Origin of the sequence: Spirosoma terrae (assembly GCF_010435915.1) — a bacterium.
Lineage (GTDB): Bacteria > Bacteroidota > Bacteroidia > Cytophagales > Spirosomataceae > Spirosoma > Spirosoma terrae.
This window is the reverse complement of the sequence record NZ_JAAFZH010000001.1, coordinates 951,808-966,084: the sequence shown is the minus strand read 5'-3', so window position 1 is coordinate 966,084 and position 14,277 is coordinate 951,808. Positions and strand designations below refer to the sequence as shown.

At 50.7% G+C, this 14,277-nt stretch carries 15 protein-coding genes; 11 read left to right on the top strand and 4 right to left on the bottom strand.

The window, feature by feature from the left end:
* Nucleotides 1-5: 5 nt before the first annotated feature.
* Entirely contained in the window at nt 6-425 is a 420-nt protein-coding gene (locus GK108_RS04265) for a hypothetical protein (RefSeq protein ID WP_163943248.1), read from the bottom strand.
* A gap of 81 nt (nt 426-506) precedes the next feature.
* On the opposite strand from GK108_RS04265, the gene ccoS reads away from it, so the two are divergent.
* The 7 genes from ccoS to GK108_RS04235 all read left to right on the top strand — a co-directional run bounded on the left by ccoS (nt 507) and on the right by GK108_RS04235 (nt 6,868).
* Nucleotides 507-791, top strand: a complete 285-nt coding sequence (ccoS, locus tag GK108_RS31520; protein WP_394366268.1) for a cbb3-type cytochrome oxidase assembly protein CcoS — start codon at nt 507-509, stop codon at nt 789-791.
* A 15-nt stretch (nt 792-806) separates the two neighbouring features.
* Nucleotides 807-2,996: a cytochrome-c oxidase, cbb3-type subunit I gene (gene ccoN / locus GK108_RS04255; protein WP_163943245.1), complete on the top strand. Its 2,190-nt coding sequence runs from the start codon at nt 807-809 to the stop codon at nt 2,994-2,996.
* A gap of 88 nt (nt 2,997-3,084) precedes the next feature.
* Nucleotides 3,085-3,255, top strand: a complete 171-nt coding sequence (locus GK108_RS31065) for a hypothetical protein (RefSeq protein WP_170305373.1) — start codon at nt 3,085-3,087, stop codon at nt 3,253-3,255.
* 14 nt (nt 3,256-3,269) lie between these two features.
* Nucleotides 3,270-4,106: a cbb3-type cytochrome c oxidase N-terminal domain-containing protein gene (locus GK108_RS04250; RefSeq protein WP_163943242.1), complete on the top strand. Its 837-nt coding sequence runs from the start codon at nt 3,270-3,272 to the stop codon at nt 4,104-4,106.
* Between the two features lie 41 nt (nt 4,107-4,147).
* A complete protein-coding gene (ccoG, locus tag GK108_RS04245) occupies nt 4,148-5,611 on the top strand; it encodes a cytochrome c oxidase accessory protein CcoG (protein ID WP_163943240.1) in 1,464 nt (487 codons plus the stop codon).
* Nucleotides 5,612-5,629: 18 nt separating this feature from the next.
* Nucleotides 5,630-6,055: a FixH family protein gene (locus GK108_RS04240; RefSeq protein WP_163943237.1), complete on the top strand. Its 426-nt coding sequence runs from the start codon at nt 5,630-5,632 to the stop codon at nt 6,053-6,055.
* Nucleotides 6,056-6,154: 99 nt separating this feature from the next.
* Nucleotides 6,155-6,868: a sulfite exporter TauE/SafE family protein gene (locus GK108_RS04235; RefSeq protein WP_163943234.1), complete on the top strand. Its 714-nt coding sequence runs from the start codon at nt 6,155-6,157 to the stop codon at nt 6,866-6,868.
* Between the two features lie 3 nt (nt 6,869-6,871).
* Here the strand turns inward: GK108_RS04235 and GK108_RS04230 are convergent, their stop codons facing one another.
* Entirely contained in the window at nt 6,872-7,210 is a 339-nt protein-coding gene (locus GK108_RS04230) for a thioredoxin family protein (RefSeq protein ID WP_163943231.1), read from the bottom strand.
* A gap of 181 nt (nt 7,211-7,391) precedes the next feature.
* Here GK108_RS04230 and GK108_RS04225 point away from each other — a divergent pair, with 181 nt between their 5' ends.
* The 4 genes from GK108_RS04225 to GK108_RS04210 all read left to right on the top strand — a co-directional run bounded on the left by GK108_RS04225 (nt 7,392) and on the right by GK108_RS04210 (nt 11,549).
* Complete coding sequence (locus GK108_RS04225) at nt 7,392-9,008, top strand: sensor histidine kinase (RefSeq protein WP_163943228.1); 1,617 nt, start codon at nt 7,392-7,394, stop codon at nt 9,006-9,008.
* Complete coding sequence (locus GK108_RS04220; protein ID WP_163943225.1) at nt 8,986-10,056, top strand: response regulator; 1,071 nt, start codon at nt 8,986-8,988, stop codon at nt 10,054-10,056. Before GK108_RS04225 ends, GK108_RS04220 begins: the two co-directional genes overlap by 23 nt.
* Before the next feature lie 93 nt (nt 10,057-10,149).
* The gene (locus GK108_RS04215) at nt 10,150-10,548 is read left to right on the top strand and encodes a hypothetical protein (protein WP_163943221.1); all 399 of its coding nucleotides are present in this window, start codon (nt 10,150-10,152) and stop codon (nt 10,546-10,548) included.
* 5 nt (nt 10,549-10,553) lie between these two features.
* Nucleotides 10,554-11,549, top strand: coding sequence for a 2-hydroxyacid dehydrogenase (locus GK108_RS04210; RefSeq protein WP_163943218.1), 996 nt, complete (start codon nt 10,554-10,556; stop codon nt 11,547-11,549).
* A 196-nt stretch (nt 11,550-11,745) separates the two neighbouring features.
* Here GK108_RS04210 and GK108_RS04205 read toward each other — a convergent pair whose 3' ends face one another.
* Both GK108_RS04205 and GK108_RS04200 read right to left on the bottom strand, forming a co-directional pair.
* Nucleotides 11,746-12,762, bottom strand: a complete 1,017-nt coding sequence (locus GK108_RS04205) for an IS110 family RNA-guided transposase (protein ID WP_163943215.1) — start codon at nt 12,760-12,762, stop codon at nt 11,746-11,748.
* A 259-nt stretch (nt 12,763-13,021) separates the two neighbouring features.
* Entirely contained in the window at nt 13,022-14,179 is a 1,158-nt protein-coding gene (locus GK108_RS04200) for a DmpA family aminopeptidase (RefSeq protein WP_163943212.1), read from the bottom strand.
* Between the last annotated feature and the right edge of the window lie 98 nt (nt 14,180-14,277).

The following is a 14,277-nucleotide window of genomic DNA, read 5'->3' as shown; positions in this document are numbered from 1 at the left end:
ATAATTTAGAGGATATTCAGCGTTACGACCACAGACAGGAATTGATAACAGCCCGCTTTAACGCGATTAAATTCGTCCGTTAACAGCTGAAAATGAGACTCAATCGTTTTGTACAGACCAAATCGTGGCTCCCGACAAGTCTGTGATCCGGTAGGCATACAAACCAGACTTTCGCAGACCATATCAAGGCGAAGCCGCTGAAAGCGGCTTTTCAAATGATTCATCGACCCATGATACGCAAAGGCACGGTGACGTAAATTTTGATAAGAATGGGTATCGAGCAGATCCGATAAAAGCGTCAGCAGCTGATCGATCTCCTGTTCGTAGTGGGCAATAGCTGTCGCCCAAACCTGGTTCTGGTGGTGACAGTTCTGAACGAGCGACGGTTCTTCACCCAGTGGTGAACTGATCAGTTTGTCGGTCATGATAAGAGAGGTAAAATAACTTTCGGTGGTAAAAGTAATTCTGCCGGTTGGGCCCGAGGCTGATGCACGTCAGCCTCCCGAATGACTTTTATCAGCCACTCTTCTCACCTGAATTCTATCAGCTACAAGCCTGACAAAACTCATACGCTCCCCATCGAATTAGCCGCACTTTTGGGGCATCAAACCCGTATGAGTATGCACATTATATTCTTCATGATCGGCGTCAGTCTGATGCTGGCTCTTGGTTTCCTCGGCGCTTTCTGGTGGTCCATGCGTACGGGTCAGCAGGATGATTTGTATACACCTTCCATACGCATTCTCCTTGACGATAATGAACCAACTCCTTCCACCGACGCTACTGCATAACCGCCTGTTAAAACTATGAATGTCTCACAAAAACCGCCCACAATTATCTCCTCTGACCGAACGACACTAGGGCAGAAAGACGGTCCGCATCTGGAGTATTTCAGCTACGACAACCGCATCGTTCGTGACTTCGCCATCGCTACCATTATCTGGGGGCTGGTGGGTATGCTGGTCGGTGTTATTGCAGCAACCCAGCTGTTTGCGCCAGCCGCTAACCTTGGCACTCAATACACGACGTTTGGCCGGATTCGTCCCCTGCACACGAATGCCGTAATTTTTGCCTTTGTGGGTAATGCCATTTTTATGGGTGTGTATTATTCCATACAACGGCTTTGCAAAACCCGGATGTTCAGCGATTTGCTGAGTAAGATTCATTTCTGGGGCTGGCAGGCCATTATTGTAGCGGCCGCCATTACGTTGCCGCTGGGACTGACCACCTCCCACGAATATGCCGAACTCGAATGGCCCATTGATATAGCCATTACGTTGATCTGGGTGGTGTTTGGTATCAATATGTTTGGCACGATCATTAATCGTCGGGAGCGCCATCTGTATGTAGCTATCTGGTTTTACATCGCTACGTTCGTTACGGTAGCCGTGCTGCATATCGTCAACTCCTACGAAATGCCCGTTAGCCTGTTCAAAAGTTACTACGTCTACGCGGGTGTACAGGATGCACTGGTTCAATGGTGGTACGGCCACAATGCGGTGGCTTTCTTCCTGACGACGCCATTTCTGGGGCTGATGTACTACTACCTCCCCAAAATGGCAAACCGTCCGGTTTATTCCTACAAACTATCGATTCTTCACTTCTGGGCACTAATCTTTATCTACATCTGGGCCGGTCCACACCATTTGCTCTACACATCGCTACCCGACTGGGCACAGTCGCTGGGAACTGTTTTCTCGGTTATGCTCATTGCCCCGTCGTGGGGTGGTATGATCAATGGGTTGCTCACGCTACGTGGTGCCTGGGATAAAGTGCGGGAAGATACCATCCTGAAATTTATGGTCGTGGGTATAACCGCCTACGGTATGGCCACCTTCGAAGGCCCCATGCTGTCGCTCAAGAACGTTAATGCCATTGGCCACTTCACCGACTGGATTGTGGCCCACGTACACGTTGGGGCCTTGGGCTGGAACGGCTTCCTGGCCTTCGCCATTCTGTACTGGCTTATTCCTCGCCTGTACCACACTCCACTCTATTCGAAAAAATTGCTCAATACCCACTTCTGGCTGGGCACACTAGGAATTCTGTTATACGCCGTTCCGATGTATGTCTCCGGTTTCACCCAGGGTATGATGTGGAAGGAATTTACCCCCGAAGGCGTATTGAAATACCCTAACTTCCTGGAAACGACGCTACAACTCCTGCCCATGCACCGTATGCGGGCCGTGGGCGGTACGTTCTACCTGTTGGGAGCCATTCTGATGGCGTATAATCTCTTCAAAACGATGGCCGCTGGCAAACTGGTGGCAAACGAGAATGCCGAAGCCATGTCGCTGACCAAAGCTTACGTACCAACGGGTAGCGATACGTACTGGCACCGCTGGTTTGAACGTAAACCCATTCCGCTGCTCATCGGCTCGCTCGTTGTGATTCTGATTGGTTCGCTCGTCGAGCTGGTACCGACCTTCATGGTACGTTCCAACGTACCGACCATTGCAGCGGTTCAGCCCTACACCGCTCTGGAAGTGCAGGGACGTGATTTATACATCCGCGAAGGCTGCGTAAACTGCCATAGTCAGATGGTACGTCCGTTCCGTAGCGAAACCGAACGATACGGCGAATACTCCAAGGCCGGTGAGTTTGTGTACGATCACCCATTTCTGTGGGGCAGTAAACGAACCGGTCCAGACCTCCACCGCGAGGGCGGCAAATACCCGGACTCCTGGCACTACCACCACATGCGTGACCCAACATCCATGTCGCCGGGATCGATTATGCCACCTTATCCGTGGCTGCTGGATCAACCGTTGGATGTATCCAACACGTCGGACAAGATGAAAGCGCTGCAAAAAGTTGGCGTTCCGTACGACGATCAATCGATCAGCTATGCCAACGAAGACCTGAACATCCAGGCCAAACAAATCAGCGATCAACTGGCTAAAGACGGCATCAAGGTTAAACCAGACCGCGAAATCGTTGCCCTGATTGCCTACCTGCAACGACTCGGCACGGACATCAAAAAAATGGAAAAATAATCATGACGTATAAATGATGAATGATGATAACGGACCTCGTTTCAATCCAGCATCATTCATCATTTATACGCCATCTTCCCCAAGACTCATGTTCAAGCAATTCATATCCCAGATTCCCGGTGCGGACATCTATATGGTCGGTTCGTTCCTCACCTTCCTGGCCTTTTTTGTTCTGGTTGGCCTCTACCTATTGCTGGTCGACAAGACATACATCCAGCAAATGGGTCGGATGCCACTCGATGATTCGTCAACTGATTAACCGCACTCCCTTTTATGCATCTATTCATTTCACTCCATAAACAATTACTTCTCCTGGACCCCAGCCTATCCGGTTGGTCGCTGACCTCAGGAGAAGATTTGGCGCTGGTGATGCTGGCCATCTTCCTGCTGGTTGGGATTGTGCTGGTCGGAGCCGTAGCCCTGTATTTACTGGTTATCCTTCAAAAAACACTCAACCCCGCTCCTGCCAAACCAGCCGATACGCGCTCGTTCTGGCAACGAGTGTCGGGCCTGCGTCCGATTAGTCAGGAAAAAGATCTGATGATGGAGCACGCGTATGATGGCATTACCGAACTCGACAACCCCACTCCGCCCTGGTTTATGGGTTTGTTCTACGGAACCATCGCGATTGCGGTGATCTACCTGCTTGTTTACCATGTTATTGGCTCCGGCGATATCATGATCAAAGAGTACACGCAGGAAGTAGCCGTAGCCGAGCAACAGCGCGAAGAATACATCAAAAAAGTGGCCGGTTCGATCAATGAAAGTACGGTTACGCAGTTGAAGGACACCAAAGGAATTGAATCGGGCAAAGCGCTCTACACGCAATATTGTACTGCCTGTCACGGTGCCAACGGCGAAGGCGTAGTCGGACCCAACCTGACCGACGAATACTGGCTGCACGGCGGCAACATGAAAGCCGTATTCCACACCATTACGGAAGGCGTACCCGACAAAGGGATGATTTCCTGGAAAAAGCAACTCAATCCGCTTCAGGTTCAGCAGGTAGCCAGCTACATCCTGTCGTTGCAGGGTACTAAACCAGCCGGTGCCAAAGAGCCTCAGGGCGAAAAAGAGACAGCTGGCGCCCCCGTCGCTATGGCTAATTAAATGATTAGGTTGTCTGAGACAACTCCATTCAACTAAAGACTATGCATACAGACATCGCTTCCTCATCGTCTAACTTTCGGAACGTATTACCAACCGCTGATGCATCGGGCGGTCGGCGATGGCTGTATCCACGTAGTGTTACGGGTAAATTCACCCGCTGGCGGACGCTGGTAGCCATTGTCCTGCTGGTGGCTCTGTTTGCCGGTCCGTTTGTTTGGGTCGATGGGCATCCGTTGTTTCTGTTCAACGTACTCGAGCGCCGGTTTGTGTTTTTTGGCGTGCCCTTCTGGCCCCAGGATTTTTATCTGGTTGCCTTCGGACTCGTTACGTTCATCGTTTTTATTTCGCTATTTACGGTGGTATACGGCCGGGTATGGTGCGGCTGGGCATGTCCGCAAACGATTTTCATGGAAATTATTTTCCGAAAAATCGAAACCTGGATCGAAGGCGACACCAATGCCCGCAAACGTCTCGATGCCAGCCCCTGGACAACTGAGAAAGCCGTCAAAAAAAGTCTAAAACATGGCGTTTTCTTTTTGATTTCGTTCCTCATCAGCAATACGTTTCTGGCTTACATCATCGGGCGGGATCAATGGTTGCTGTTAATCACCGACGACCCCACGAAACACATAGCCGGACTGACATCCATGCTGGTGTTTACGGGTGTTTTTTACCTGGTTTTTGCCCGGCTTCGCGAGATTGTCTGCACCACTATCTGCCCTTACGGCCGACTTCAGGGTGTATTACTTGATAAAAACTCGCTGGTAGTTGCCTATGATTTCGTTCGTGGTGAACCCCGTGGCAAAAAGGAACGTAGCGCAACGCACCAGGGCGACCACGTAGCAGAACCGTTACGTAGCAGCCAGCCTATTTCTGCCCCAGCCACACCAAAAGGCGATTGCATCGACTGCAAACTGTGCGTGCATGTTTGCCCAATGGGAATCGATATTCGGAATGGCACCCAACTGGAATGCATCAACTGCACTCTGTGTATGGACGCCTGCGACGACGTAATGACTAAGGTCAGTCGGCCAACGGGTCTGATCCGAATGGACTCGCAACGGGGTATCGAAGAAGGGAAACCGTTCCGATTCACGGGTCGGATCATGGCCTACAGCGCGGCCTTGGCCATTTTACTGGGCATATTGGGCTTTATGCTGATTTACCGCTCGCCGGTCGACGTAACGGTATTGCGAGCACCCGGCCAATTATTTCAGCGCGAATCGGGCGGTTACGTATCGAATCTGTACCTGATCGAGATTGTGAACAAGACGTACCAGCCCATGCCGGTTCAGTTTCGCTTGAATCGGGCCGACGCCACGATTCGTTTCGTTCAGCCGCTGTCAACGATTTCAGCGGGCGAGCTGACCAAAGGCACCTTCTTTATCAGCTTACCCGAAAAAGCCATTCACGAAAACAGCACCGTTCTTCAGATCGACGTAGTGTCGAACGGAAAAACAATCGATCAGATCGAAACAAAATTTTTAGGACCTGTCAATAACTGACACTAAATACATAAAACTATGAACTGGGGACAAGCCATTGTCGTATCGTTCGTCCTGTTTGCAGGATTCATTTGCGTCATGATTTACCGGATGTGCCGACAAAATGTCGATCTGGTTCGCGACGATTATTACCAGACCGAAATTGCCTATCAGCAACACATCGACAAGGTAGCTAATGCGCATAAAAGTAAACCAGTAGCCATTGATTACCAGGAAGCTGCCCAAAAAGTTACGCTTTCGCTGCCCGAAACGCTACGTCGGGGCCAGATTCATTTCTATCGTCCATCGGATCGTCATCAGGATTTCAACGTAGCAATTCCAGCGATCCACACCAACCAGCAAACCGTTTCAACCGCTAAACTGGCCCGTGGCTTCTGGCGCATACAATTTACCTGGTCTGATGGGCAGCGCGACTACTACTCCGAACAGGATCTTTACTTGTAAAGAGTTTTCAGTTTCTGAGTTTATAGTGGCTGACGCGTCAGCAGTTCTCTTGCGTCAGCCACTATAAACTCAAAAACTGAAAACTATAAACTATAACCCATGCAAGAGCTTTGGTGGACAGCGGCCCTCACAACCGGCCTGGTTGGTAGCCTGCACTGCGTTGGCATGTGTGGCCCGTTGGCGATGGCCCTCCCTATTGGCCGGTTACCTCATTCGCAGCGGAAGCTGGCCATCGGGCTTTATCACATGGCTCGTATAATAGCCTACTCCGGACTGGGGCTGTTTGTCGGCACCATCGGTCAGGGGCTTCTGCTGGCAGGCTTGCAACGTCCCGTATCTATTGGAGCGGGTATTTTCCTGTTACTCTGGATGGTGCTTAAGCGTGGCAGACTGAGCGGGTTATCCACAATTAATCGGGCCAGTCGGTGGATAACTCAGCCGATGGCCCGGTTTTTACAACGTCCGACCTTATCGGCTTTTGCAGGACTGGGCTTTTTGAATGGATTGTTGCCCTGCGGATTTATATACGTAGCATTGACAGGCGCTATTGCCACGGGCCAGGCCGACACGGGAGCTATGTATATGGGCTTATTTGGCTTGGGAACGGTTCCCGCCTTACTGACTGTCCGCTCCCTTCCGAATCTGTTTCCAACGGCGCTACGGCAGAAATTCGCTTTGTTTACTCCGCTATTTACGATTGCGGTTGCCCTCTTTTTATTGATTCGTGGTGTGTATATGCCCACCACGATAACTGATAAAACCGGGCAAGAAATCCCAGTATGCCACGGGGCTACAGTGGAAGCTACTCGGTAAATGTCAATACATACTGATCATTTCGATTAGCTGAGGCAGGTACGTCATTTCATCGCCCTTCGACACAACGCCTTCCTGACGCCATAATTCCACGCCTTGCTGCACCAGCACAAAGGCAGGCAGCTCCTGTACGTCGAAACTCCGGACAACATCGGGGTGCGCTGATTCATCGATTTTCAGCACACGCACCCTGTTCCCTACCTGCTGTTGAAGCAGTTCCATAAGCCGTAGCAATGATGCTCGTTGACCACTATGTTCACGACTTACTACTGGTGGCATAAAAACCAGCAGTACGGCCGTTTTGGCGGGCACAATAATCGGATGCGGGGTGCTAAGTTCCATAAGTCAACTATCCGGATAGCCGGAACAAGAGAATTGTCCGTAAAATTGCCATACCCGCAAGCCAGTTTGTATGATGGCTGTCAAAAAATCAACTGACTTTTGACAGATTTGCTGGAATCTGCATTAGTTTCGCTAACCAGCCTACTCTACACAGTAGGCTACCATTTCAGCGTTATTTTCCATGTATTCGAACCTTCCTTCCGTTAATCTGACTGAGTTACTGTTTGAACAGAGCGACGATTTCATTGGTCTGTACGATGTGCAACTGGCTCAATTTGTCCGGGTCAACCAGGCGGGAGCACACATGGCTGGCTTTGCTTCAGAGCAGGATTTCTTACGTGATGCTGCCTGGGCCAGGTCGCTGTTGATCTTTCCAAAAACCGACCAGCAGCGTGCCGAACTGATAGAAACGATCCAGCATTCGGAACGGTACGAACAGGAAATTGAACTTCGCAGTCAGGATGGGTCCCATTTCTGGGGCCTGCTGGTCATTATTCCTATCAATGACTCAAACTCTTCTCATTTTCTGGTACGTCTGATCAATCAGGGCCGATTGCATCAGGCCGAGCGAGAACTCGAACAGAGCGTTCAGCGCTACGAAGCGGTCTTCACCAATGCCACGATTGGCATTATCGTATCCGACCGAAGTGGACAAATTGTGTCGGTCAACCAGCTGGCCCGACAACTGCTGGGCTATCCGGGCGACGAGCTGCTGGGAAAATCGATTGATAGGCTAGTACCGACCGAAGTGAGCCATTACCACGCGAGACTTCGGCAATCCTTCAACGAAAATCCGCAGGTTCGGTCTATGGGCCATAACCGCGATCTGCACGCCCGCCGTAAAGATGGGTCCATATTTCCGGTAGAAGTCAGCCTGAGCTATTTTCGGATGGACGACGAACTCTACGCAGTTGCCTACCTGATCGATATTACGTTCAAAAAAGAAGCTGAACGTGAACTACTCGCCCACCGCGACCGGATCGAACGACTGAATGCCGACCTGGAACAAAAAGTAGCCGATCGTACGCATGCGCTGATGAATACGCTCGAACAGCTGGAACTGTCGAAAGACGAGCTGGCCAAAGCACTCACCGCCGAACGGGAATTGGGCGAGCTGAAATCGCGCTTTGTGTCGATGGCCTCTCACGAATTTCGTACGCCACTGACCACCATCCTGACGTCAGCCACGCTGATCGAGAAATACCCAAACAGCGACCAGCAGGATAAGCGGCAGAAGCATCTGCAACGTATTCGGTCGTCGGTCAATCACCTCAACGATATTCTGGAAGAGTTTTTGTCCGTCGGGCGGCTGGAAGAGGGAAAAATCACCGCCAACTCAGTAGCTGTCGGCCTATCCGGACTTATTCAGGAGGTCGTGAGCGATATGCAGGGCATGCTTAAAACCGGCCAAACGATTCAGATCGATCTGGCCTGTTCTGATCAGGTATGGCTCGATCCTTCGCTGTTACGTAAAATTCTGGTCAACCTGCTGTCGAATGCCATCAAATATTCCGGCGATCACTCCACCGTTGTGGTTCAGGGTAGCTGCGCCGATCAGTTGCTGACGCTCTCGGTTATTGATCAGGGCGTTGGCATTTCGAAGGAAGATCAGGAGCATTTGTTTGAGCGATTTTTTCGGGCCAAAAACGTATCCAATACGCCTGGAACCGGACTTGGCCTGCACATTGTAGCCCGATATATTGATTTGATGGGCGGAACCGTCACACTCAACAGTGAATTAAATCAGGGAACAACCGTCACCTTAACGTTACCGTATGAAAACCATCCTCTTAATTGAAGACAATGATGCCATTCGTGAAAACACCGCCGAAATTCTGGAACTGACCGGCTACACCGTTCTGACTGCCGAAAACGGTAAAATCGGCGTCGAGAAAGCACTGGCAACCCGTCCCGATCTGGTTATCTGCGACATCATGATGCCGGTGCTGGACGGATACGGCGTTCTCCATATTTTCAATAAAAACCCCCAGCTGGCTGGTATTCCGTTTATTTTCCTGACGGCCAAAACCGAACGTACTGATTTCCGGAAAGGTATGGAGCTGGGAGCCGACGATTACCTGACCAAACCGTTCGATGAGTCGGAGCTGCTCAGCGCCATTGAAGGTCGTCTGAACCGTTTCCAGACCATGAAACCAGTCGAGCTGAAACCCGATTATAATCTTCAGCAGGAAGGCCTCAATCAGTTCCTGGACGACGCGCAGAAAGTAGGCAATCTGGACAGTTTATCGGCCGACCGCAAAGTTCACCAGATTCATAAAAAACAATACGTCTATACCGCAGGCGACGAACCAACCCGGCTGTATTTCCTGAAAGCGGGAAAGGTTAAAACGGTACGTACCAACGCTGATGGTAAGGAATTAATCACGGGGCTCTACAATGCAGGCGACTTTTTCGGCTACCTCGCTCTGCTTGAGAACACCGAATACACCGACTCGGCCGTTACGCTGGAGGACTCGGAGCTGGTCTATATCCCCAACGACGATTTTAAACAACTGCTGCTGGCTAATAATGAAGTCGGTCAGCAATTTATAAAGCTACTGGCCGGACGGATCAGTGAGCGCGAAACACAACTGGTCACGATGGCCTACAGTTCGTTACGTCGGCGGGTGGCCGATACGCTGCTCCGTTTACACGAGCAACAGGCAATGAATCACCCACAGGGGCTGATTCAGCTGTCGCGCGATGATCTGGCGTCGATTGTTGGCACGGCTACCGAATCGCTGATTCGAACGTTGAGCGAATTTAAACAGGACGGATTGATTGAACTGGTAGGTTCAGGCATCCGTGTTCTGCAACCCGACCGGCTACGTCGGGCCAACTGGTAGCCTGATAATAATCAGGTTACGAGCTAAGCCTGCTCATTCGCCACGGCGAACGGGCAGGCTATTTTTGTATCGTTACGTAAGCCCAGCCCCTCTATGAAAACGGCCTGTTTCATTACCAACTGCTCCGTCGATTCCGCCCTCACACTACGTCGTTGGGTAGACACTCATAGCGATGAAACAATTCGCATAACCGTTGTCCATCCATACGGTGTCGACGCAGGAATCACCCTGAATAAGGAAACGTGCCGTACGGCCAAGCAACAGGCAACAGCCCGCCTTGACCATTGGCTGGCCATGCTACGTAACGCGAAACCCGAAACGCTTTTTTCGTCGCCAGAGCTTGCCCTGAAAATGTATCTGCTGTTACGTTACTACGACTACGTACTCGTGGATGACCAGCTGGCCGACCTTCCTGCTGATTTTCTGGCAACGCACAAAACATCGACACTTTACCGACTGAACGACCACAGCTACTCGCTCCAACCTGCCTAATCGCCATGAAAATCGCTTTCTATAGTTGCCATTCCTACGAGCAGCCGTTTCTGGAAGCGGCCAATGCAAACGGCCGACATCAGCTCACGTTTCTGCACCAGGCTCTAACACCTCAAACGGCCTACCTGGCCGCTGGTCATCAGGCGATCTGCGTTTTCGTGAACGATCAACTCGACCAACTCACCCTGAAAGCACTCGCCGATGTCGGCATCCGGCTGGTAACGTTACGTTGCACAGGCTACAACCAGGTCGATGTTCAGGTGGCTCAGCAGTTGGGAATCCGCGTGCTGCGCGTACCGACTTACTCGCCCCATTCGGTTGCCGAACATGCCGTTACGTTACTGATGGCCCTGAACCGGAAAATCCATAAAGCTTATCAGCGCACGAAACGTAACAACTTCACGCTCGACGGTTTGATGGGATTTGATCTGTACGGAAAGCGGATCGGTATCATCGGTACTGGCAAGATTGGTGTAGCGTTTGCCCGGATTATGCTCGGCTTTGGATGCCACGTTCTAGCCTACGATAAAGTTCGTTCTGCGGTACTGCAACAGCTTGGCGTAGAGTACCTGCCGCTGGATGAACTACTGGCCGAATCAGACGTGATCTCGCTTCACTGTCCATTGAAATCAGATACGTATCATCTCATCAATACAGCAGCACTGGCCCGCATGAAACCGGGCGCGTATCTCATCAATACCAGTCGGGGCGGCCTGCTCGATACGCCTGCGGTATTGAAAGCCCTTCAAACGGGCCGCCTGGGAGCGCTGGGCATGGACGTCTACGAACTGGAAGATGAGTTCTTTTTCAGCGACTGGTCTGATAAAGAGTTACCCGATGCCGACCTGAATAATTTAACGCATCAGCCAAACGTACTGGTCACCTCGCACCAGGGCTTTTTGACTCGGGAGGCTATGCAGCAAATCGCGAACACAACCCTCAACAATCTTACCTATCTGGAACACCAACGGTTGCCGGACGATTGTGTCGTGGTTGGATAAATGAACCTAGTGTGAGTGTTGATAACCAGTCTGGGCTTCCGGGCTGGTTATTTTTATGGAACCTGTTTAAGCTGTTGATTTTATTTTTTTGTCATTCCGACGAAGGAGGAACCTTCGGATTATCCAGTAAAATAATCTTCACCCGAAGGTTCCTCCTTCGTCGGAATGACAAAAAAGTTTAATGAACTGTCAAATTTTACAAGGCCAAAGCCAAATTTTCTTTTGGAGGCAGGTTGAGTAAGGCATCAAACTCCTTCCCCGAGCGAAGTACGGCCAAGGCCACCCGAACTAACTTATGCATTACGGCGATAATGGCTGCTTTAAAGGACTTACCCCCTTGACGCAAGCGGGTATACAACTCTTTAAAAACCGAATCGCCCTTCAAGCGAATCGCGACGGTGCAGACAGGAAGCCATAGTTTTTGGCGTAGCCAGGGAACCCCCGATTGGTTGATGTGACTAGCTTTGCGCACCGATGAGCCCGACTCGTGGATCGTGGGGGCCAAGCCTATATACTTCACGAATGCTTTACGGCTGTCGACTTGCTGCCAGTCTGCAAAGCCTGAGAGTACCTCCAGAAAGGCCCCAATCGTCACCGAGCCAAAGCCAGGAATACTGCTTAGCAACCGATGATTCTGTGGATGCTGTTCACCAACAAGTTGGCTCATTCGCTCTTTAAGGCGGGCAATCCCATCGGCCAGATGGTCGAGTTGGTCGGTTAGCATCTGCTGGCTAAACGAGTCTGGGTTTGGCTCCAAGTTCAGGGCATGCTGCTGATTGCGAAGGGCTTGCATCTGCTGCTCCAACTGATTGAGTACCATGCGTTGTTGGCTCAATTGCTGGTGTTGCTCCGAGGGCAACTGGTAAGCGGGAGGCTGTTGTTGCTGCCCATATCGGGCTAACAGAACTGCATCCCGGGCATCGGTCTTGGTGATGCTCGTCAGCATCTGACCGAAGCGTTTGACAGACAAGGGATTGACTACGGAAACGCGGATGCCAGCCTGAATCAGGGCATTGACCAGTCGGAGATGATATTTGCCCGTTGCCTCCAGCACGCAATGGTCGGTTTGGGGTTGTAGACTAGCGACAAACTGACTGATCTGAGCCGGTGTTTTGTAGGCCCAGGTTTGTAGGCGGTAGCCCGTGGTGAGCTTGGCTTGAGCCGATACAAACGAGTAGGCGGCTATGTCGATACCGATGTAATTAGTTATCATTGTGCTTACTTTTAGTACTCAGTGGGCTTTGCCTTCATCCTCATCATGCACACAGGCTCAAGGCCTACCAAACTGTTCGATGTAAGTCAAAGCGGAGGGTGGGAACACGCATTAAACACGGTGTCAGGCACCTAACAGCTTCCTGTTTTTAATCCACCCTCACCACTTTGTTTGGGTGACCACCAAAGATAGTTTGGTACTAAGCCTATTCTTTCTTAAGGGGCGAAAGGTATGAACAGCTTCTCGGTAATGTCAGGGATTACTTAATCCGGTTATACTTTCTCAGCAGATTAATAACCGACTTGTGCGGCAGTGCATACGCCTTGTTGCCATTGATACCTTCCAGGGTTTCAGCAGCAACCATCGCATTGATAATGGCTTCTTCGACCGCCTGCACCGTGCCTTCGAAAAGCGGATTAATCTGATCGTTCGGCAATTCCACGAGTGTCGTAAACTTATCCCGCTGAAAAGCACCAGGGTTCGCCGTAGAAAAAGCCAGAAAAATATCGCCAGACCCATTTTCTCCACGTCCACCAACAATACCGACCCCCAACGGCACTCTGGCCGCAATACGTTTTAACTGATGCGGTAGTAAAGGCGCATCGGTAGCCACAACAACAATAATAGAACCATCGCCCGGCTGGTAAGAAGGCGGTGCCTTGAACTCATAATTCAGTGTATCCTTCAATTCCATGCCAACTGGCATGCCCGCAATAGTCAGGTTACTTTTCCGACCAAAATTGGCCTGTACCAATACCCCAACGGTATAGGTTGAATCCTTTACTTTCACCAGCCGAGAAGCGGTGCCGGTGCCGCCTTTGAAACCCAGACACATCATGCCGGTACCTCCTCCTACGTTACCTTCCTGTATGGCTCCCGATTTCGCCTGATCCAATGCCTCAAAAACGTTGCTTTCTTTGACATGGAAACCATAGATGTCGTTCAGAAATCCATCATACGTTTCAGCTACGACCGGATACGTATACCAGAAATCTTCTTTGTACCAACCCGTTTTTACGTACCATTTCAGGACGGCATCGCGTACTGTACCGACGCTGTTCGTATTGGTAATCATAACAGGCCCTTCCAGAAACCCCGACTCGGTTATCCACGTAGTGCCGGTCATTTCGCCATTTCCGTTCAGCGTATACCAATTCGCATACACGGGATTGTTGGTCTTACCCCTGGGCAGGATAGCCGTTACACCAGTTCGTACCGGACCTTTGCCACGCACATTTTTCCCCTGCCCCGATACAATGGTGCTGTAGCCTACTTCCAGCCCTTTTACGTCCGTGATGGCATTATATTTTCCGGGCGTACCCGTAAAGGGAATACCGATGTCACGCGCCCTTGGTTTTTGCGCGAATACCGAACCATGAATGGTCAAAATGACTAGTAACGTAGCGAAATAATGCATAAGGCGTAGTGGGTTTCCAATAAACATCGTGAATAAACCGCACAACCCCAAGTTCGCTTATAATCAATTAACAATCATCTTATAAGGCATGCTGAACA